The 18601-nt window shown below is 69.0% G+C and carries 20 protein-coding genes, 1 pseudogene and 1 riboswitch; of the genes and pseudogenes, 12 read left to right on the forward strand and 9 right to left on the reverse strand.

The window, feature by feature from the left end; genetic code table 11:
• Position 1: 1 nt before the first annotated feature.
• Positions 2 to 1090: a serine hydrolase domain-containing protein gene (locus GUY59_RS04045; RefSeq protein WP_138199436.1), complete on the reverse strand. Its 1089-nt coding sequence runs from the start codon at positions 1088 to 1090 to the stop codon at positions 2 to 4.
• A 54-nt stretch (positions 1091 to 1144) separates the two neighbouring features.
• Between GUY59_RS04045 and dacB the strand changes: the two genes are divergently transcribed.
• Positions 1145 to 2887 carry a D-alanyl-D-alanine carboxypeptidase/D-alanyl-D-alanine endopeptidase gene (gene dacB, locus GUY59_RS04050; protein ID WP_138199435.1) on the forward strand — a complete coding sequence of 581 codons (1743 nt, stop codon included), beginning with the start codon at positions 1145 to 1147 and terminating at the stop codon, positions 2885 to 2887.
• A 504-nt stretch (positions 2888 to 3391) separates the two neighbouring features.
• On the opposite strand, the gene GUY59_RS04055 is transcribed toward dacB, so the two are convergent.
• From GUY59_RS04055 to GUY59_RS04065, 3 genes are all read right to left on the reverse strand, one after another.
• The gene (locus tag GUY59_RS04055; protein WP_201760476.1) at positions 3392 to 4312 is read right to left on the reverse strand and encodes a ParB/RepB/Spo0J family partition protein; all 921 of its coding nucleotides are present in this window, start codon (positions 4310 to 4312) and stop codon (positions 3392 to 3394) included.
• 729 nt (positions 4313 to 5041) lie between these two features.
• On the reverse strand, positions 5042 to 5482 hold the full coding sequence (locus tag GUY59_RS04060) for a YybH family protein (protein WP_138199433.1): 441 nt from the start codon (positions 5480 to 5482) through the stop codon (positions 5042 to 5044).
• A 652-nt stretch (positions 5483 to 6134) separates the two neighbouring features.
• Entirely contained in the window at positions 6135 to 6842 is a 708-nt protein-coding gene (locus GUY59_RS04065) for a TetR/AcrR family transcriptional regulator (RefSeq protein WP_201760477.1), read from the reverse strand.
• A gap of 21 nt (positions 6843 to 6863) precedes the next feature.
• On the opposite strand from GUY59_RS04065, the gene GUY59_RS04070 reads away from it, so the two are divergent.
• Both GUY59_RS04070 and GUY59_RS51240 read left to right on the forward strand, forming a co-directional pair.
• Positions 6864 to 8000 carry an acyltransferase family protein gene (locus tag GUY59_RS04070; RefSeq protein WP_138199432.1) on the forward strand — a complete coding sequence of 379 codons (1137 nt, stop codon included), beginning with the start codon at positions 6864 to 6866 and terminating at the stop codon, positions 7998 to 8000.
• 340 nt (positions 8001 to 8340) lie between these two features.
• Positions 8341 to 8483 (forward strand): annotated as a pseudogene (locus GUY59_RS51240) (transposase); the annotation flags it as partial.
• A 30-nt stretch (positions 8484 to 8513) separates the two neighbouring features.
• Here the strand turns inward: GUY59_RS51240 and GUY59_RS04075 are convergent.
• Positions 8514 to 8948 carry an SRPBCC family protein gene (locus tag GUY59_RS04075; RefSeq protein ID WP_252374836.1) on the reverse strand — a complete coding sequence of 145 codons (435 nt, stop codon included), beginning with the start codon at positions 8946 to 8948 and terminating at the stop codon, positions 8514 to 8516.
• 211 nt (positions 8949 to 9159) lie between these two features.
• Here GUY59_RS04075 and GUY59_RS48295 point away from each other — a divergent pair, with 211 nt between their 5' ends.
• A complete protein-coding gene (locus GUY59_RS48295; protein ID WP_236666812.1) occupies positions 9160 to 9309 on the forward strand; it encodes a hypothetical protein in 150 nt (49 codons plus the stop codon).
• Between the two features lie 178 nt (positions 9310 to 9487).
• Positions 9488 to 9682 (forward strand): hypothetical protein, encoded by a 195-nt coding sequence (locus tag GUY59_RS48300; protein WP_171055313.1) that lies wholly within the window; start codon positions 9488 to 9490, stop codon positions 9680 to 9682.
• 239 nt (positions 9683 to 9921) lie between these two features.
• Here the strand turns inward: GUY59_RS48300 and GUY59_RS04085 are convergent, their stop codons facing one another.
• The 3 genes from GUY59_RS04085 to GUY59_RS04095 form a co-directional block, all read right to left on the reverse strand.
• Positions 9922 to 10821: a cation diffusion facilitator family transporter gene (locus tag GUY59_RS04085; protein WP_138208149.1), complete on the reverse strand. Its 900-nt coding sequence runs from the start codon at positions 10819 to 10821 to the stop codon at positions 9922 to 9924.
• Positions 10821 to 11210 carry an ArsR/SmtB family transcription factor gene (locus tag GUY59_RS04090; protein WP_289514353.1) on the reverse strand — a complete coding sequence of 130 codons (390 nt, stop codon included), beginning with the start codon at positions 11208 to 11210 and terminating at the stop codon, positions 10821 to 10823. The genes GUY59_RS04085 and GUY59_RS04090 overlap by 1 nt, the downstream gene beginning before the upstream one ends.
• A gap of 74 nt (positions 11211 to 11284) precedes the next feature.
• Entirely contained in the window at positions 11285 to 11443 is a 159-nt protein-coding gene (locus tag GUY59_RS04095; protein ID WP_161714388.1) for a hypothetical protein, read from the reverse strand.
• 188 nt (positions 11444 to 11631) lie between these two features.
• Between GUY59_RS04095 and GUY59_RS04100 the strand changes: the two genes are divergently transcribed.
• Entirely contained in the window at positions 11632 to 12288 is a 657-nt protein-coding gene (locus GUY59_RS04100; protein ID WP_138208157.1) for a TetR/AcrR family transcriptional regulator, read from the forward strand.
• 177 nt (positions 12289 to 12465) lie between these two features.
• Here the strand turns inward: GUY59_RS04100 and GUY59_RS04105 are convergent, their stop codons facing one another.
• Positions 12466 to 12636 (reverse strand): hypothetical protein, encoded by a 171-nt coding sequence (locus GUY59_RS04105; RefSeq protein ID WP_161714389.1) that lies wholly within the window; start codon positions 12634 to 12636, stop codon positions 12466 to 12468.
• A gap of 556 nt (positions 12637 to 13192) precedes the next feature.
• Between GUY59_RS04105 and GUY59_RS04110 the strand changes: the two genes are divergently transcribed.
• From GUY59_RS04110 to cobO, 6 genes are all read left to right on the forward strand, one after another.
• Positions 13193 to 13798 carry a TetR/AcrR family transcriptional regulator gene (locus GUY59_RS04110; protein WP_138208151.1) on the forward strand — a complete coding sequence of 202 codons (606 nt, stop codon included), beginning with the start codon at positions 13193 to 13195 and terminating at the stop codon, positions 13796 to 13798.
• 192 nt (positions 13799 to 13990) lie between these two features.
• Positions 13991 to 14164: riboswitch (cobalamin riboswitch) on the reverse strand.
• Between the two features lie 196 nt (positions 14165 to 14360).
• Positions 14361 to 14549 (forward strand): CbtB domain-containing protein, encoded by a 189-nt coding sequence (locus tag GUY59_RS04115; RefSeq protein ID WP_138208152.1) that lies wholly within the window; start codon positions 14361 to 14363, stop codon positions 14547 to 14549.
• 8 nt (positions 14550 to 14557) lie between these two features.
• Entirely contained in the window at positions 14558 to 15325 is a 768-nt protein-coding gene (locus tag GUY59_RS04120; protein WP_138208153.1) for a CbtA family protein, read from the forward strand.
• Between the two features lie 5 nt (positions 15326 to 15330).
• Positions 15331 to 15885: a histidine phosphatase family protein gene (locus tag GUY59_RS04125; protein WP_138208154.1), complete on the forward strand. Its 555-nt coding sequence runs from the start codon at positions 15331 to 15333 to the stop codon at positions 15883 to 15885.
• The gene (locus GUY59_RS04130) at positions 15882 to 17993 is read left to right on the forward strand and encodes a magnesium chelatase subunit D family protein (protein ID WP_138208155.1); all 2112 of its coding nucleotides are present in this window, start codon (positions 15882 to 15884) and stop codon (positions 17991 to 17993) included. The genes GUY59_RS04125 and GUY59_RS04130 overlap by 4 nt, the downstream gene beginning before the upstream one ends.
• 1 nt (position 17994) lies before the next feature.
• Positions 17995 to 18597 (forward strand): cob(I)yrinic acid a,c-diamide adenosyltransferase, encoded by a 603-nt coding sequence (cobO, locus tag GUY59_RS04135; RefSeq protein WP_138208156.1) that lies wholly within the window; start codon positions 17995 to 17997, stop codon positions 18595 to 18597.
• The last annotated feature ends 4 nt before the right edge of the window (positions 18598 to 18601 follow it).

Genomic DNA, 18601 nt, shown 5'->3' on the forward strand with positions numbered 1-18601 from the left:
GTCACTTGCCGGGGCAGAGCACCGCTTCAGCGGCCTTCTGCAAAGCCGGACGCACCTGGCCCTGGGACGCGACACTGGTAGTCGCCGACACCGCGAACTGCAGGCGGCCGTCGGCGGAGATGAAGGTCATGGCCAGCCCACCGGGTCCGGAACCCCGGTACAAGCCGACCGAGCCGCCGCACACGCGCTGCTCCTCCACCGGGTACGTCATCACGTCCCGGAGCCCGGCGGGCAGCAGCCGGCCCTGGTCGAGCGCACGGTAGAAGGTGGTCAGGTCGCGTGAGGTCGAAACCAGTCCGGCCGCCGCCCACAGACCAGTGGAGTTCATCCGGTCGACGTCGCGCGGCGTGCCGTCAGGACCGGGGTGGTAGCCGTGCCCGTGCGGCCCATCGATGCCCTGCCCCGGCTCGACGGGCAGATAGGTGCGGCTCATCTTGAGCGGGACGAGCAGTCGCCGCCGGAACTCCGCAGCCAGCGTACGGCCGGTCAGCCTCTCGATGATGGCCCCGAGCAGGATGTAGTTGGTGTTGGAGTAGCTGAACCGTTCACCCGGCTCCTGTTCCCTGGATCGGTCGCGGGACATCTTCGCCAGGCTGAGCGGGGAGTGGCTGGTGGTGAGGTCGTCGAACGGCCTCAGATCCGGGTGCCCAGTGTAGTCGGGGATGCCGGACGTGTGCTGGAGCAGCTGCCGCACGGTGATCTCGTCAGCCCGCTCGACCAGGTCCTGCTCGGCCGTCACCGGCAGCACCGCACTCAACCTGTCCGCCACTCCGAGCCTGCCCTCCTGGACCAGTTGCAGCAGCACGGTGGCGGTGAACTGTTTGGTCAGGGACCAGGCGCGGTAGCGGGCGCCGATGGGGATTCTGCCGCCCTTGCCATCGATCAGGCGCGATCCGGCCGTGCCGCCATCGATGCGCCTGCCGTCGTAGTACGCCTCCCCGATCGCCCCTACAACCCCCGAGGTCTTCGCCAGGGCGTCCATCGCCTGCTGGACGTCACCGATCCGCGGCTGGACAGCGGCCGTTGCCGGAGCGGCCATGCCCAGAGCCAGGATTGTGCACGCCACTCCGATCGCCGTCCTTCGTTTCATCGACAGGTCCTTCCTCGAGGGTTCCGCGTCAGTGCGGAAGTTTCGGAGTTCTGTATGACCGATCCGCTGTTTCCTCTCCGTTTCCAGCCCCGGCTGCCGAACGAAACAGCCGGGAAACAAGTCGTCGCGTTTCAATGCCGCACAACCACCTCGAGTGGTCTTTCACACCGAGATTTCCCGACGATCGAGGAGAAGCTGGTGGACACAAATTCGAAGCATTCACATATCTGGAAGCCGTCACGGCGATCCGTCCTCGGCCTGCTGGGCGCCGTTCCGCTGGCCGGCGCCCTCGCCGCCCCGCCTACCGTCCAGGCCGCTCCTGACGCCGAATTGGCCCATAAGATCGAGGAGATCATGGCGCGTCCCGCCTTCGACGGCGCCCGTTGGGGGGCGCAGTTCTACGCGCCGGACACCGGACAGTCGATCTACGCGCTCAACACCAGCGAGCCGTTCGTCGCCGGGTCATCCTCGAAGGTGTTCGTCGGGGGAACGGCGTTCCTCGCACTGGGGCACAACCGCCGCTTCCCCACCCGCGTCTACCGGACCGGGCCCGTACGCGGCGGCGTGCTCCACGGCGACCTGGTGCTCGCGGCGGGCGGCGACCTGCTGCTGTCGGGACGTCTGCACCATGACGGGAGTCTGGCCCTGCCCGACCCGGACCACACCTACCACACCACCCCCGGTGCGGGACCCATCGGCGGCGACCCGCTGCGGGAGCTTCGGCTGCTCGCGACCCAAGTGGCGGCCCGGATCGAACGGGTCGAGGGATGCATGCTGGTGGACGGCACGCTCTATCGCGAAGGCACGGAGAGCCTGGCGAACGGCGTGACAGCCACCATTTCCCCAGTCATGGTCAACGACAATCTCGTGGACGTCACCGTCGGACCCGGCAGCCGTCCGGGGATGCCCGCCGCCCTGGGCATCTCCCCGCAATCGGACTACGTCCGCATCGTCAACGACGTACGGACGATCGCCGCCTCCGAGGCGGCCTCCGCGCGTCCGCTCGCGTTCGCCGACGATGTACGCCATCCCGATGGCACCCGCACGGTGAGCTTGACCGGAGACATCACTGAGGACAGCCCCGGCCTATTCCGCGCGTACTTCGTCCCGGAACCGGCCGCCTTCGCCCAGGCGCTTTTCGTGCGGGCGCTGCACGACGAAGGCGTGGACGTCGGCTCGCGGCCGGGGGTCAGGACCGTGTCCGGCCCCCGGCACCTGGTCGCCGAACATCTCTCGCCGGGCCTGCCTGACCAGCTGAAGCCGATGCTCAAGGTCAGCAGCAACCTGCATACGGAGGTGTTCCCGTATCTGATCGGGGCCATCGCCGGGGAGGACCCGGATGACCCGAAAGCTGCGGGACAGCAGGTGCGGCGCGAGCTGTTCGAGAGGGCCGGGTTCGACCCGGAACCGCCCGGGTCGGCGCAGAACCGCTACACGCCGCAGTATTTCGTGGAATTCCTGGCCTACATGGCCCGGCACCCACACTTCCGGCCTTACCGCGACGCGCTGCCGATCCTCGGCCGGGACGGGACCCTGAAGGACGTCCAGCCCGACTCACCCGCAGCGGGCCACGTCTACGCCAAGACCGGCACCAGCCTGGGAAACGAGGACGGCAAGTGGATGAACCGCCAGGCTCTGGCGGGGTACATCGAGCTGCCTAGTGGGCGCCGGCTGACCTTCGCGGCCTTCGTGGGCATTCAGACCACGTCGGCGGAGGCGGCCAGGGAGATGTCCAAGGTGACCAAGCAGGCGTTGGGAGAAATCGCCGCGGCGGCGTACATCACCCAGAGCAGCTAGCGTCACGGTTCTACGCTTGCGGTCAGCGTAAGGGCTGTGCCGTTCGAAGGGCTGGTGGCGTCAAGGACAGTCCGCCGTCGAGGAGTTCGCGCGGAGAGTGGTCCACCACAGTTGGCGCGGATCTGGCCGGGCTGTCGCCACCCGACAGCCCGGCCAGGCCCGTCACGCCGTGGATGAGCGTGACCTCACCAGGGTGAATGGGCAAGCAACGCCCAGTTGCGCTCGTGTTAGCGGCTGATTCCCACCTTGAATCACCCGTCCTGTGTAGCTGCTTGATCCACCGATAACGATCGTCCCCCGATGTCGTTCCCATCCGAGCCGCCGTCCAGCCTCCTGTCACGACGGCAATCAGCGCCCGGTCGTCGGGACCGGCAGGGTCCCTGGAGTACCGGAGAGGTGTAAGAGGATGAGGCGCGAGAACGCGCCAGGCTCGACATGTTTGCTCTGCCGACCGGATGCCCATTTTCGTGGTCCGTAGAAACCTGATGGTGAGTGGCGTGTGCCTTACCGGCCGGCCGCCTTCCGCTTCGGCATCATTGGCCGCTGGTCGAGGTCCTGTGCCAACCGCTGCCAGGTGGCGGCGTACTGGCGCGCCAGCCTGACCACCAGAGCTTCCCAGCGTGGGGGGACCGCTGCGATCAGTTTTGGCCAGCCCTGCATGGCGATCGCGTTGTGCTGCAGGACCCGCAGCAATTGGCGGCTCTCGTCGTTCAGCCTCAGCGACGGGTCGCGCAACAGCTTGTCCAGCATCACCACCGGCTCGGACGGCTCGGACGGCTGGGGCACGCCCGGTTTGGGATGTCCTGCGGCCTGTACGGACGGCACACCGTTGTGAAAGATTTCGGCCGAGGTGCGGGTGATGGCGTCGGCGGACTCGGAGCGCGTCGTGGTCGGCGATTGGTTCGCCTGCACGCGTTTGCGGACATCACCGGCCGTGGCAGGAGAGATACCGGCGAGCCTGGCCACCTCCCGCAGCGAGGCGTCCGGGTTACGCGCGATGACCTCGGCAGCGCGGAGCCGACCACTGTCACTGTTCAGCGGTCGGACCTTTCCATCACGTCCGACGCGAGCGTTCAACCGCGGCGTGGACTCGGTTGAACGTCGGCGAAGGGCGGCCACGGTCTTGGCTCCGAGACCCGACACCTGCGCGATGGCACGATCTGACATGCGTGGGTGCGAGATGATGATCCGGGTGGCGGCGGCACGTCGGTCGGCCTGTGTGAGCGGCAGGCCGTGGGTGACGTTCGCCTGCACGGCGCGGAGAAAAGCGTCCTCGGCAGTGCCCTCGAAGAACTCGACGTCGATGTTCTGCTGGCCGCGGACTCGAGCGGCGATGAGACGGTGCATCCCGTCGATGACCCGCAGGTCGGAGCGTCGGACGAGAATAGGAGGAAGTGGCCCGTCGGTCTCGGCCAGCACGGCCACGTGCTCCTGATCCTGCCCGTGAAGGCGAAGGGCCTCACGAGGCAATAGCGTGGCGATCGGAAGAGAAACTATTTTCAAGTCGGAAGACGGACAAACGCTAAAAGAAACGTGAGGGCTCGGGTCGGAATCAGGGCCGCGTTCGGTTCCATGTGACGGCAAATCGCTCACCCCTTACTTGCTTGTGGTGCCTGTGGCTTGTCAATCGGCGATGCCTCAACGAAGCGGCGTTCGCCAAGTGAGACGGTCGCGATGTCTGGCCCAGCATCGGCGGGCGCTGGTGTCCAGGACATTTGCTCCGACCTATCGAAAGTGCGCACTGCGTCAATCATCGATCACGCTTTCGGTGGCGGCGAAGGAGCCGACGTGGTCAAGGGACTGCGCACTTCCGCAGCTCACGGCCGCCGACCGTTCCTGGACATCAACCTGACGGCCCGTACTCCCCGACCGGTGGAGGGCGAAGGAAAGCAGGGCCCGCCTTCTGGTCGCCCTGCGGCTCGGGAGCGGCTCGTCGGCGCCAGGTGCAACGGCAGTTCCAGAGCTTGCGTCATCGGCTTTCCGCCCATTTCTGGGTACGTGGGTGATCAGGGTTGTGGCTCGGCCGTCCACGGCCGGAGCTTGTCGGTTGCGTACCGCCCAGATGCGCTTGACCCGGTCGCCGGCTGCCATACTCAGGCCGGGTCGCAGTCGCGGCCCGCCTGACCCTGTACCGGTACAAGTAGGGGTGAACGGTCAGGCGGGCTGGTCCTTGTCCGACGGGAGCCAGATCTGCAGGGTGCCCGGGTCGAACGGAACCGACACGTGCTCGTGGGTGATCAGCCACTTGCCGTGGGATCGCCGCAGGCACGTGGTCGCGCGTACCCATATCGATGGCTGTTCGCCGCCCTTACGTTTTCCGGTGTCCAGGAGCAGCATATGAGCGAATGCGGCGTCGCCGCTCGTGACCACGGTCAGTTCGTGCGTCTCCAGGCTGATCAGGCCCTCGTAACCGTCGAACCAGCGCAAGAAATTGTCGCGCACTGCTTCGGCGCCCCGGAACCGAAGCGGAGGAACGGCGTCGTAATAGACGATTCCGGGCGAATAGAGGGGCATCAGCCGATCGATGTCCTTGTTCTCGCAGGCTGCGATCCGGTTCTCCAGAAGGGTCCTGATCTCGGACTCGTTCGAGGTCATTGTGCATCTTCCGCTCAAGAATTCGACCTTGGCCGGCTCGTCCGGCGACGGTCTTTGGTTTCACTGATCCGACAACGCAGCTTCGGGAAATGTGAGGTGCCCCGGCGATCGCAGGGAGGTGGCCGCACGCCCGGAAGAGGCCGGATGCCCGGACCGGGGGCCGCCCCCTGAACCACCGGTAAGAACCGGCTTGCGCGCCACGCGGCGGACTCGCCACCGCGAATCTGCAGCTCATCTCTTTGTACGCGGTCCCCACGCGCGCGCCCGTCGAAGCAGACGTTGATCGGGGCATTGTCCTTGCGGGCGAACTGCCGCAGACCGGCCGAGGCTCAGACACGACCGACCGTCCAAGAGCGTCGCCCACACCTGGGCCGGCGCCTTCCCCCAGAACCCTTCGGACTTGAGCACCTCGAGCACCCGGCGGGATTCCTCGGGCGAGAGCCGCGCCGGATGCGTCATCGGTCGCTGAGGAAGAGCGCCGGCTCCGTCTTGGCTTGCCGAGGCCTTTGCCTTGGCTTGAGGAAGCCCTGCCGGCAGCGTCCTGAGCAAAGGCCGAGGAACATCACGGTCTTAGAGGGTGCCTCAGATCCTCAGAACATGATCACCGAGGAAATCCCAAAGGCTTTCTTGCCCGGTATGGTCACGTTCGCGATCAGGAGTATGGAGGGTCGTCGCTCGGCGGAAGTGGCAGCAGGCAGGTCAGTACGGTGGTCAACGCTCGTTCGACCGTCTCGGCGTCAACCGCCTCGGGATCGGCGATGTGCTCGTTGACCAAACCGTTGGTCAGACAGTGCAGAATGAGCGCGGCCTGGTCCAGATCGATGGCGGGGCGGACGCCGGTACGCTCAGCGACTTCGGCGATCGAGCGGGCGGCTCCTTCGCGCTGCGCCCGGCGCATCGGAGTGAGAACCTCCCTAATCTGCTCGTCGCGGGCCGCGCGGGCAGCGAATTCGAGCCCGAGGTGGCCGTGGCCGCTGTCTTGCACAATGTGCCGGGCGACCAGCGACGCCACTCGGGCGATCACCGCGGACAGGTCGTGTAGGTCGCGGATCTCCTCCCGCACGGTGGCCAGTTCGGTCGCGGCGCCGTCGCCGAGGATGGCGCCGAACAGTTCCTGCTTGCCGCCGAAGTTCGAGTAGACGGCACCCTTGGTGAAGCCGGCGCCTGCTGCGATGTCCTCGATGCGGGCGTCGGCGTAGCCGCGTTCGGTGAACACCCGCGCCGCCTCGGCCAGCAGCCGACGGCGTACCTCCTCACGCGGCAGGCGCCGGCTCGGGTTCCTCTGCTGATCGCTGTTCACGACACCTAGCATACCGAAAGTACTCAATACTTCCGGTATCGTACGTCGTGACTTGATCACCTTTCGGTTGCGGAGGACTCTTTGACGACAGCGACGACGACGTCCAGGCGAGGCGGCGGGCGCCAGAACTACATCGACTGGTTGCGTAACCTGGGCATCCTATTCCTTTTCCCTTACCACACGGCGCGGGTGTTCAACGACGATGCCTCGTTCTACGTCAAGGGCGAGGTGAACACCTTTTCCACCGTGCTGGTGCAGTTGTCCTACTGGTTCATGCCGCTGCTGTTCCTGCTGGCCGGCTCAGCCAGCTTCTACGCGCTCAAACGCAGGTCGGCGGGGCGCTACGTCAGCGAGCGAGCGTCCAGGCTGCTGGTGCCGCTGCTGTTCGGCGTGCTGGTCATCGTTCCGCCGCAGGCGTACTACGCCCTGCGGTTCCACCGCGGCTACGAGGACTCCTACGCCGCCTTTCTGTGGAGGTACTTCACCGACTTCTCCGACTGGTCAGAGTACGAGGGCGGGGTCTCACCGGCGCACCTGTGGTTCATCCTGTTCCTCTTCCTCATCTCGGCCGCCCTCGTTCAGCCGATGTTGGCTCTGGCCAGGCGGGGATACACGCCGAGGTGGTTGCGGCGGCCCCTGCCCGCCCTGTTGCCCGTCGCGCTGCTGACCGCGCTGTCGTACCTGCCGGAGGTGAGCGGGAAGAACATCTTCGTCTTCGCGACCTACTTCATGCTGGGCTTCCTTATCGCCACCGACGACTCGATCATGGACATGGTCGAGCGGTGGCGGCCGATGTTCCTGGCCCTGGCAGTGTGCGGGGCTGCGGGGGTTCTTCTGCTCGGCGGCCAGGAGACCCTGACGGCCACGGCCGTACGCGACCTTGCCTGCTGGACGGCGTTGCTGTCCATGCTCGGGTACGGCAGGCGACACCTCAACGGCGGGTCCAAGGCCGTGACGTACTGCAACGAGGCGGCCTTCCCCATGTACGTCCTGCACCAGACGTTCCTGGTCGCCGCAGGCTTCTACGTTCTACAGCACGCCGAGGCCGGGCCCTTGTCGTACGTGCTGATCATGATCGTATCGTTCGCGCTGAGCTTGATCACGTACGAGATCATGCGACGCTGGGGCCTCACCAGATTCATCCTCGGCCTCGGCCGACAGAAGCCGTCGGCCGTCGTCGGGTCCGGCTCAGCAGGCGGCGCGGTCCGCCCAAGCTAGATCGCGTTCCGCACACCTCCGAACCTCAGCCGTTCGCCAGCACTGCTCGGTGGACGGCGGCCGAGCGGGCGTCGCCTCAGGCAGCGCGCGGTGCAGAAGCTTGCTTGCGGTTCCATGACTGCGCGCTTTTCCATGTGAGGCGCCTGGTCATCCGCGCGATCGCGACAACGGTGCGCGACACGGCTGGTCAATTGGGCGGGCACCTTGGACCGGGTTGCGCTGCTCGCCGACCCAGGCGTTGTCAAGCCGTCTACCGAGCCAGTCTCCGTGACGGGCCCTCCCCCGAAGTGTGGACACCTTGAGTGCCGGATGATGGACATCCGGAGGCAAGGAGCTCCACGTGGCGATGAAGTCGTATCCGCCGGAGTTCAAGGCGGACGCCGTCGCGTTGTACCTGTCTGACCGAGCCGGACATACGCGTCGGTCGGCCGCGACCTGGGCGTGGACCCCGAGACGCTGCGCCTGTGGGTGCGTGAGGCGCGCGCGGATGCGCTAGTGCGGCATCAGCGCGGGCTACTGCTCCACGTAGGCGGCGAGATTCGTCAGGGAAGAGGCGAGCCCCGCGGCGTGGTCCTCCGCGGAGATGCCGTCCGGGACGTCCTCGGCAACGATGTCGACGCGCGCCCCCTCCTCGACCGCGGTGACCTCCCAGGTCATGGTCATCGTGCCGGCAAAGGCAGGATCATCGGAGACGAAGTCCACCGCCTGCACGACCTGCACGCCGGGGACGATATCGACGAAGCGAGCCTCGACGACGTCGGAATCCACGGTCGCCTTGCCGGGCGCACCAGACGCGTCGGAATAGGTCAGCACCAACCGGTACGACCCGCCCGGCCGGGCATCGAATCGCGTGAACCTGCCAGTCATACCGGCTGGAGGGAGCCATGCCATGAGCGCCTCGCGATCGACGAGGGCAGCCCAGACGCGATCGGGTGGCGCAGCGATCACCCGCGACGCTCCGTCCGTACGTGGCATGGCGCGACCCTACATCAGCCAGGGCTTCGCCGTGCACGGCCGCTGCATGACCATGCACCCGTCACCCGCTCGAAGGCGCCAGCGTCGAACAGGGCAAACGTCGCCTGACGCGGCACCAGGAGGCCAGGCCGCGGCGCGCGAGCGGGGTCGGCACGGCGGCCGCCCGAAGGTTTTCGATGACGACATGATCGCCTATGCCCGCAGCCTGCGCGCTCGCGGGCTGCCCGTGCCGCAGATCGCGGCCAAGCTGGTCATCCCCACCGGTAAGAACAAGGGCCGCCACCCCTCCCTGTCCAGGGTCTATCGCGTTCTGGACGGGGACGGCGAAGGCTGACGCCAGGCCTTGGAAGCCTCCAGGCGACGGACGTCCTGCCGCCGGCGCTGTCCTCACAGGAAGAAGGCCGATGGCCGGGACGGCGATCAGGGTGCCCAGCGCGATGGCCGACGCGATCTCCCGGGTGCTGGCGCGATGCTCGCGGCGGAGCCAGGCCAGGCAGTAGGCGGTGGACGGGATGGAGACGACGGCTGCGGTGACGGCGCCGGGTGAGTGTTCGCCCAGGAAGATCCAGGTGCTCAGGTGGAACAGGACGTTGACGCTGGACTGCCGCTGGAAGGCGGTGCCCAGCACCACCCAGGTGCTGTGCCGCCCGGATGCCGAGGCCTGCCAGGAGCACAGCCGGACCAGCAACATCAGCGGGATGTGGTAGGCGGCGAACGTGCCGGTGGTCTGGGACCGAAGTGGCGGCTGGCCCAGGCGGCGAAGCCTTGCAGTTCTTCCAGTGTGTGCGGGACGTAGACCCGAAGGGCGGCAGGAAGGGCCGGGCGCCGGGTGTGGCGGGCCCGGCCCGAACGGGGGCGGGGGTGGTGAGAGGGGATGCCATGGTCGTCTCCGGTAGGCGGGAGGGGCGTCGATGTGAAGCGATGCATCGCCGGAGCCTGCGGCGGGTCACCAGTCCAGTTCGTCGCAGCCGCGGTGGTCGGCCGGCTCCACTTGCAGCGTGGCGTGGGCCACCCCGTGGCGGTGGCGCAGCAGGTCGCGGGCCTGGTCCAAGACGGCGTGGTTGTCGCTGAGGTCCGCGGTGACCAGGTGGGCGGTGGCCACGTTCATACCGGAGGTCAGTGTCCACAGGTGCAGGTCGTGCACGTCGCGGACGCCGACGATGGCGGCCAGGTCCTTGGCCACGGCACCGGCGTCGATGCCCTCGGGTACGTGCTGGCCCAGCACAGCGAAGACCTGCCGTCCGAGTGAGATGGCGCGCACGGCGACGAAGACGCCGATGGCCAGCGCGACGAAGGTGTCCCAGAACGGCTGGCCGGTGGTGGAGACCAGCCAGCCGGCCGCGATGACGCCGAGCGAACCGGCGGTGTCGGCCACGACCTCGAGGTACGCGCCCTTGATGTTAAGGCTTTCGCCGGCTCCCGAGCGCAGCAGCAGCAGGGCCACGAGGTTGACGGCCAGGCCGATGGCGCCGACGACGAGCATGGGGCCGGAGGAGACCTCGGCACCGCCGCCGATGCGGCCGATGGCCTCGATGACGACGTAGAGCGCGACGCCGAACATCATGATCACGGCCAGCAGGGAGGCGAACACCTCGGCCCGGTAGGAGCCGTAACTGCGCCGGCCGGTGGTGTCCGGGCGGGTGGCGATCCTTGTGGCGACCAGGGCGGCGCCGAGGGTGACGACGTCGGCGGCCATGTGCCCGGCGTCCGACAGCAGGGCCAGGGAACCCGAGATGAGACCGTAGGCCAGCTCGACGACGAAGTAGGCGCCGATCAGGGCGAAGGAGGCCGCCAGCCGCCATCGGTGGCGGCTTCCCGCGTGCCCGTGTCCGTGTCCGGCGCCCATTACGGGGTTCCGTCGCGCTCGGGGTGGATGGCGTCGGTGTGCTCGGTGTGGGCGAGTGCCAGGTCGAGCAGCATCCGTACGTGCGGGTCCTCCAGCCGGTAGTAGGCCATCCGGCCGGAGCGGCGGGCGGCCACGATGCGGTGCGCGCGTAGCAGCCGCAGGGCGTGCGAGACGGCGGACTCGCTCTGTCCCGTCACCGCTGCGAGATCGCAGACGCACAGCTCGCCGTCCAGCAGCGCCACCAGGAGCCGCAGCCGGCTGGGGTCCGACAGCAGGCTGAAGACATCGGCCGTGTCGGTCAGGTCCTCGGCGGCGGGCATCCGTTCGCGTACGGCGGTCACGCGGTCGGCGTCGACCACCTTGACGGTGCAGCCGTCCACGATCAACACACTTTCATTTGAAGATCTATTCATATGGGCAAGATAATGGCCGGCGGGGAGCGCCTGTCAAGAGCGCCCTCGGCTCACCGGAACCGGGTTCGTCCGCAGATGTCCTTCAGGGCGGCCGCCAGCCGGTCCCACGTCGGCTGCGCCTGCCGCACCCAGCGGTCGCGCAGGAAGAACAGGCGGGCCTGTTTGACCTTCGCCCTCAAGGTTTCGTGGAAGTCCAGGGCGGTGTCCACGGTCAGGCGCGGCGCGACGTTCAGGGCGCCGGAGCCGCTCGGGGGTGACGTCGTGCGGCACGGTCAGCGCCTCGGCCGCGGCGGGACGGATCACGGCACCGGCGCCAGCGCGCCGACCCCGATGCCGTCGTGGCGAGGGCTACTACACACGTGTATAGTGAAATATCCGATTGTGTAGGAGTGTGATGATGGCCAGGATCGAGGCAGACCTGGAAGATCTGACGGCTCGCGCCCGCATCAGGGACGCCGCGCTGCGGCAGATCGGTGAGCACGGGTTCGAAAGGGCGACGATCCGCGGCATCGCCGACGCTGCGGGGGTCTCCTCGGGGCTGGTGCGCCACCACTTCGGCTCCAAACAGGCGCTGCGGGAGGCGTGCGACGACTATCTCCTCAAGGAGATGCGCCGGCTGGGCGACGAGACACGCGCCGACTCCACACCTGCCGACGTGAACCCGGTCGGCTCCGCGCTGGCCGCGTTCGGGCCGTACCAGCGGTATCTCGCGCGGGCCCTGGCCGAGGGGTGGGCGGCGCCGCTGTTCGACGAAATGGTCCAGGTGTACGAGGAATGGCTGGCGGAGGTCGACAAGTCTCGCCCTGATCCCCCGTACGCCAGTCGCAAGGCCCGCGCGACCGTCGCTACCGCGATGAGTCTGGTCGTGCCGATACTGTACCAGCACGTCTCCCGCGGGCTGGGCGTCGACCTGGCCACCCCGGAGGGCGCGCACCTACTCGCGCTGGTCCTCCTCGACATCCACTCCCACCCGGTGCTCACTCCGGAGATGGCCGCCTCGCTGCGCGAGGCCCTCGAAAAGATCCACGACAAGACACCCCAACCACGCTTTTAGGAGTGCGATATGACTGAGGGCGCCATCGAGCTCCCCTGGACGGCGCGTACCACCTGCCCCCGCCTCTTCGATCCGCGCTTGCGGCCCTCCGGGTCCCGCTGGGAGGGCGCCAGCTGGGCGTCCAGGTGCGCGGCGCCACCGTGGACGTCCAGCGCACACGGCACGGCCGGGTTAAGCTCACGCCGAGGCCGCACCGGCGTCCTGATGGGGCACGGCCGACAGCACGATGTCGACCAGGATCGGCGCGACCAGCCCCAAGCCGATGCCGCCGAGCAGCAGTCCCGGCACCAGGTACCAGCCGTTCAGCGCGTCCCCCGCCAGGACGACCGTGCCGATCAGCGCCACCATGGCGGCGGTCAGCGCCGACGCGCCGAAGGCCGCCAGCCGGCCCGGCCGTCGCGGCGAGCCGCACTGCCAGGCCCGAGGTCACGGCCATCCCCAGCGGCCAGGCCAGGAAGGTGGCCGACCGACCCTGTGGCCTGCGCTGCGCACCATGGGCCGGACCAGCTCACTCGACCAAGCTGTCTTGCTTGGTATGCGAGTACGTTGCCCGTCGCCGGAAGGTCGGTCACACGAGTCGGTCGGCTGTGGCCCGCATCAGCAGGTAGGGGATCATCCGCCTGTGCACCGGTGCGACGAGCACCCAGACCAGCCACCCTGCCCTGCGAAGGTACGCCGAAAAGCAGGAACCAACGGACCGGCGGTGGCGCGTCCTGTAAGACCGCCCGGGCCCACTGCTCGGGTGATCGCGTCTCGCTGATGGTGACTTCGAAGGCGTCCTCATAATCGGCTGCCCCTGTCGCGGGGATTCGCCGCACTCGATACCGCTTTCGCACATCCCCTCCTTGCTGAACACGTGTACATTAGAAGCGTTATTGAACACGCGTCAAGTAAGCTGGCGACCATGAGCGAGGGAAGACGACGGCTGACCCCGCACGAGCGGCGCAGCCAACTGCTCGACGTCGGCGCCGAGATGTTCGCTCGTCACTCTTACGAGGATGTGCACATGGAGGGCATCGCGGCACGTGCCGGCGTATCCCGTGGGCTCCTATACCGCTACTTCTCCACCAAGCGCGACCTGTTCGCAGCGATCTTCGAGCGCGACAGCGAGCGACTGCTGGCCTCCAGCCCGATCGATCCCGCGTTGCCAATGGCAGAGCAGGTGAAGGCGGGGCTCGACGCCCACCTGGACTACTTCACCACACACCGCAACAACATCCTCACAGCCAACCGCGGCGCACTGGCCGGTGACCCGACCGTCCAGGAGATCGTCTCCGACGAACTCGCCACTCTCCGCGCCCGCCTTCTCGATGCGCTGGGTGGCCATGGCCGCAACAGGCACGTAACGTCGATCGCGCTGCATGGCTGGCTGGCGTTCGTCCGAGCCGTATGCGTCGAATGGCTGGAGGGCTCGCCGCTGTCGCGGGACGAGATACGCGAACTGTGCATCCGCAACCTCGCCAGCCTCTTCCCCGAGCACATCGAGCCGGCGGCGGCTCCATCCGAATGAACATGCACCGGGTAGGTCCAGGCCCGTCGCAATGGGCGACGATCCCACGCCAGCAACGTCGCCGGGGTGACCAGACGATGAGCGCGCAGCACCGCCGGCAACCACCGGGCCAGCGCCGCGAGAACGGCCCGATGAGCCCAGTCCGGCTTTGGGCGCCCGACCTGACGCCATGGTCTCGGTAACGTGCTGGTTCATCGTGACCGCCCGCTGCGGAGCCCGCTCGTACGTGGTGGCCGCTCCGCAGTTCGTTGCGCGGTATGCCGAGCACCGGATCGCTCACCGATCACGGTGGCGGGACCGCGCCGGATTCACACCGGCTTCCTCGTTCCGCCGTCGCCTACGTCGGACATCGACTCATATGCGCACCTTGCCCGGTAGCTGCTGGGGTGCATTGACGCGAACGGGAGGAAAGGATACGTTCCGGTAGATTTCACGGTTGTCCAAGGGAAATCCGGTGAGATGCCGGTGCGGACGCGCCACTGTATCCGGGACGTGGATCCCGGGAGCCAGGTCGCTTGGCAACCGTGACCTCGTATGGGACGCGTCACCCGAGGAGGCTCGTATGAGTGGTTTGACCACTCCGTCCACCATTCCCTTTCCACGCCTGCGCCCCTGGCTGCTGGCGGTGCCTGTGCTGCTGCTCGTCGCTTACCTGGTCCTGATGGACAATGGCGCGGTCTCCCAGACGGGCGCCTTCCTGCACGAGCTGATGCACGACGGGCGGCATCTGCTCGGCGTGCCCTGTCACTAGGGGTCGGGATGGTACGCACTTTCCTGGTCAGAGGTCTGCTCGTGGGACTACTGGCCGGACTGGTCGCGGGCGGATTCGCCTTCGCCTTCGGGGGGCCGCGCGTCGACGCGGCGATCGCCCTGGAGGAGGCCGCGGCCCAGGCCGAGGCGCCGGAGCCCGCCGCCGCTGAGGAAGCCGGGCACAGCCACGGCGACGAGGCCGAGGTCAGCAGGCCGGCGCAGAAGGCCGGGCTCTTCCTCGCCACCGGACTCTACGGGCTGGCCGTGGGCGGCGTGTTCGCGCTCGTGTTCACGGGCCTGCGAGGACGGGTGGGACCGCGCTCCGACGGGCTGCTGGCGCTCGCCGCGGCCGGAACGGCCTTCGTCGCGGTCATCCTCGTGCCCTTCGTGAAGTATCCGGCCAACCCGCCGGCAGTGGGTGACCCCGAGACGATCAACAGCCGTACGGTGCTCTACCTCGTGATGATCCTCGTCGGGCTGGCGGCGACGGCGATCGCCGTGTCCACCGCCCGCCGGGTCACCGCGGATCCGTGGGCCCGCTGGGTGGCGGCGGTCATCGGCTTTCTCGTCCCCGTGGGTGGGGCCTGGGCGCTGCTGCCGACGGTCGACGAGGTGGCCGACGGCTTCCCCGCCACGCTGTTGTGGGAGTTCAGGCTCGCCTCGATCGGCACCCAGCTCGTCTTCTGGGCGGCCTTCGGCGTGCTGTTCGGCTGGGCGAGCGAGCGGGCGGCGCAGCGTACGAACGGCGTTCCGATGAGCGCCGCCGCGCCGAGCTGAGCGGGGTGCTGTTCGTCCGGCACGCCACGACGCCCGGCATGCGCGCCGCGCGCTTTCCGGCCGACGAGGACGCCGACACGGCGGATCTGGCCAGAGCCGCCACACTCAGCCCGGCGGTCGCCGGAGTGGTGGCGTGGGCCGCTCCTGCCCCCGCGGCACTGCAGACCGCCGCCGCCCTCGGGCTGGACGCGCGGGTCGCCCCGGCGCTCGCGGAGGCGGACTGCGGCCGATGGCGCGGCCTGCCGTACGAGCGAGTCGCGCGGGAGGAGCCGGACGAGCTGGCGAGCTGGCTCGCCGACCCGCACGCGGCTCCGCACGGCGGCGAGAGCCGGGCCGCACGCGCGGTCAGGGTGGCGGCCTGGCTCGACTCCGTCCGGGAGGAACCCGGCGGGGTCGTCGTGTGCGACGCGGGCGCCATTCGGGCCGTGCTCGGGCACGCCCTGGGGCTGGACCCGTCGAGTGCCGGCCGCTTCGATCTGGCTCCTCTGTCCACCACTGAGCTGGCCGTCACGCGGGAGGGCTGGCGGGTGGCTCATGTCAACCGGAAGGTTCTGTTTTGATCGTCACCTACCCGTTCAGCGCCGTCGTCGGGCTTGCTGACCTGAAGCTGGCGCTGGTGCTCAACGCGGTCTCGCCCCGGGTGGGCGGGGTGCTCGTACGCGGTGAGAAGGGCACCGCGAAGTCCACGATCGTGCGTGCGCTGGCGGCCCAGCTGCCCGCCGTGGACGTGGTGCCCGGCTGCCGGTTCGCCTGCGATCCGGGCGCGCCCGACTCCGAATGCCCGGACGGACCCCACGAGCCCGGCGCCGGTGGCGTGAGCCGCCCGGCCGTGCTGGTGGAGCTGCCGGTAGGGGCGTCGGAGGACCGCCTGGCCGGCTCGCTCGACGTGGAACGGGCGCTGACGGAGGGGGTGAAGGCGTTCGAGCCGGGCCTGCTGGCAGCCGCGCATCGCGGCGTGCTGTACGTCGACGAGGTGAACCTGCTGCACGACCACCTCGTCGACCTCCTCCTCGACGCGGCCGCCCTGGGCAGGTGCTACGTGGAGCGCGAGTCGGTGTCGGTCCGGCACGCCGCCCGGTTCCTGCTGGTCGGCACCATGAACCCGGAGGAAGGCGAGCTGCGTCCGCAGCTCCTGGACAGGTTCGGGCTGACGGTCGAGGTGAAGGCGTCCCGCGACCCTGAGGAACGCGCGGAGGTCATCCGCCGGCGGCTGGCTTTCGACACCGACGCGGAGGCGTTCGCGGCACGCTGGGCGGAGGAGGAGTCGGCGCTGGCGGACCGGATCGCGGGCGCGCGGGCCCGGGTGCCGGGCGTGCGGTTGCCGGACGCCCGGCTGAGGCAGATCGCGACGGTGTGCGCGGCGTTCGAGGTCGACGGGCTGCGGGCCGACCTAGTCACGGCCAACGCCGCCCTTGCCCACGCCGCCTGGCAGGGGCGGGACACGGTGACCACCGAGGACGTGCGGGCGGCGGCCCGCCTGTCGCTGCCGCACCGGCGGCGGCGCGACCCGTTCGACGCGCCGGGGCTGGATGAGGCTCTGCTCGACGAGCTGCTGGAGCGTACGTCGCAGGACGCCGGGCCAGGCGACGGCGGCCCCGACGGCGAAGGTCCCGCCGGGCCCCCGCCGGACGGAAGCGATGGGCCGCCGTCAGGCGGGACCGACGGCCCGCCGTCGGAGGGAAGCGATGGGCCGCCGCCGGACGGGAGCGAGCCACCGCCGCCGTCGAGTGGGAACGAGGGACCGCTCTCGGGGAGCCCCGAGGACGCCGGGCGGGCACCGGAGACACCCGCCGGCGAGGGGCGACAGGACAGCAGCTTCCCGGACCCGGGAGACGAGGACGCGGGAGGGACGACGTCCGGCATCGGCGTGCGGGTGGCCGGCGTAGGGGCTCCGCACCGGGTGCCGCTGCTGGAGGTGCCGGGGATCGGCGAGGGAGCGGCCGGTCGGCGGTCGCGCTCACGGACCCGGCACGGTCGGGGCACCGGGGCCCGCCGTCCCTCCGGCCGGCTGCGCGACCTGCACGTGACTGCGACGATGCTGGCCGCGGCGCCGCACCAGCGCGGGCGCGGGCGCACCGGCCCCGGACTGGTGCTGCGTGCGGACGATCTGCGCGAAGTGGTACGCGAAGGCCGGGAGGGCAACCTCGTGCTGTTCGTGGTGGACGCGAGCGGCTCGATGGCGGCGCGCAAGCGGATGAGCGCGGTCAAGACTGCTGTGCTGAGCCTGCTGCTGGACGCCTATCAGCGGCGCGACAAGGTCGGCCTGATCACGTTCCGGGGTGCGGGCGCGGAGGTGGCGCTGCCCCCGACCTCGTCGGTGGACGCGGGCGCGGCGCGGTTGCGTTCGCTGCCGACCGGCGGGCGCACCCCGCTGGCGGCGGGACTGCTGCGCGCGGCGGACGTGTTGCGCGTGGAGCGGCTGCGTGACCCGGCCAGGCGTCCGCTGCTGGTGCTGGTGACCGACGGGCGCGTCACGGCGGGTGGAGACGTGGACCGGGCGGCCTCCCTGCTGGAGGGCACGGCCTGCGTGGTCGTGGACTGCGAGAGCGGGCCGGTCCGGCTCGGTCTGGCGGTCAGGCTGGCGTCCCGGTTGCGGGCACGGCTCGTCTCCCTCGATGCGCTGGCCGATCTCGGCGGCCTCGTTCGTGACTACAGGAAGGCGGTCTGAGATGCCGCAGGGAAAGCCCTCGGTCGTCCCCGACGACGGTCTGACCACCCGGCAGCGGCGTACCAGGCCGCTGCTGATCGTCCACACCGGCCCCGGCAAGGGCAAGTCGACGGCCGCCTTCGGGATGGCGTTGCGGGCCTGGAACCAGGGCTGGCCGGTCGGGGTGTTCCAGTTCGTGAAGTCGGCCAAGTGGCGCATCGGCGAGGAGCGGGCCCTCAAGGTGCTCGGCGACAGCGGCGAGGGCGGCTTGGTGACCTGGCACAAGATGGGTGAGGGCTGGTCGTGGATCCAGCGCCCCGGCTCGGAGGAGGATCATGCGGCCGACGCCCGGGAGGGGTGGGAGCAGATCAAGCGCGATCTCGCGGTCGAGACGTACCGCTTCTACGTGCTGGACGAGTTCACGTACCCGCTGAAGTGGGGCTGGCTGGACCTGGACGACGTGCTGGAGACGCTCACCGGCAGGCCGGGCGGCCAGCATGTGGTGGTCACGGGCAGGGACGCCCCCGACCGGCTGATCGAGGTCGCCGATCTGGTGACGGAGATGGGCAAGGTACGTCATCCCATGGACGCCGGGCAGAAGGGCCAGAAGGGCATCGAGTGGTAGTGCC

This window comes from Nonomuraea sp. K271 (genome assembly GCF_009908215.1).
Taxonomy (GTDB): domain Bacteria; phylum Actinomycetota; class Actinomycetes; order Streptosporangiales; family Streptosporangiaceae; genus Nonomuraea; species Nonomuraea longispora.

What these genes read in the sequence shown, in the direction of transcription:
- GUY59_RS48300 (WP_171055313.1), top strand. Translation starts at nt 9,488, where the DNA reads ATGGAGACGACGGCTGCGGTGACGGCGCCGGGTGAGTGTTCGCCCAGG.
- GUY59_RS04105 (WP_161714389.1), bottom strand. Translation starts at nt 12,636, where the DNA reads ATGGTGGCGCTGATCGGCACGGTCGTCCTGGCGGGGGACGCGCTGAAC.
- GUY59_RS48295 (WP_236666812.1), top strand. Translation starts at nt 9,160, where the DNA reads ATGATCGCCTATGCCCGCAGCCTGCGCGCTCGCGGGCTGCCCGTGCCG.
- dacB (WP_138199435.1), top strand. Translation starts at nt 1,145, where the DNA reads ATGACCGATCCGCTGTTTCCTCTCCGTTTCCAGCCCCGGCTGCCGAAC.
- GUY59_RS04045 (WP_138199436.1), bottom strand. Translation starts at nt 1,090, where the DNA reads ATGAAACGAAGGACGGCGATCGGAGTGGCGTGCACAATCCTGGCTCTG.
- GUY59_RS04120 (WP_138208153.1), top strand. Translation starts at nt 14,558, where the DNA reads ATGGTACGCACTTTCCTGGTCAGAGGTCTGCTCGTGGGACTACTGGCC.
- cobO (WP_138208156.1), top strand. Translation starts at nt 17,995, where the DNA reads ATGCCGCAGGGAAAGCCCTCGGTCGTCCCCGACGACGGTCTGACCACC.
- GUY59_RS04060 (WP_138199433.1), bottom strand. Translation starts at nt 5,482, where the DNA reads ATGACCTCGAACGAGTCCGAGATCAGGACCCTTCTGGAGAACCGGATC.
- GUY59_RS04085 (WP_138208149.1), bottom strand. Translation starts at nt 10,821, where the DNA reads ATGGGCGCCGGACACGGACACGGGCACGCGGGAAGCCGCCACCGATGG.
- GUY59_RS04100 (WP_138208157.1), top strand. Translation starts at nt 11,632, where the DNA reads ATGGCCAGGATCGAGGCAGACCTGGAAGATCTGACGGCTCGCGCCCGC.
- GUY59_RS04115 (WP_138208152.1), top strand. Translation starts at nt 14,361, where the DNA reads ATGAGTGGTTTGACCACTCCGTCCACCATTCCCTTTCCACGCCTGCGC.
- GUY59_RS04110 (WP_138208151.1), top strand. Translation starts at nt 13,193, where the DNA reads ATGAGCGAGGGAAGACGACGGCTGACCCCGCACGAGCGGCGCAGCCAA.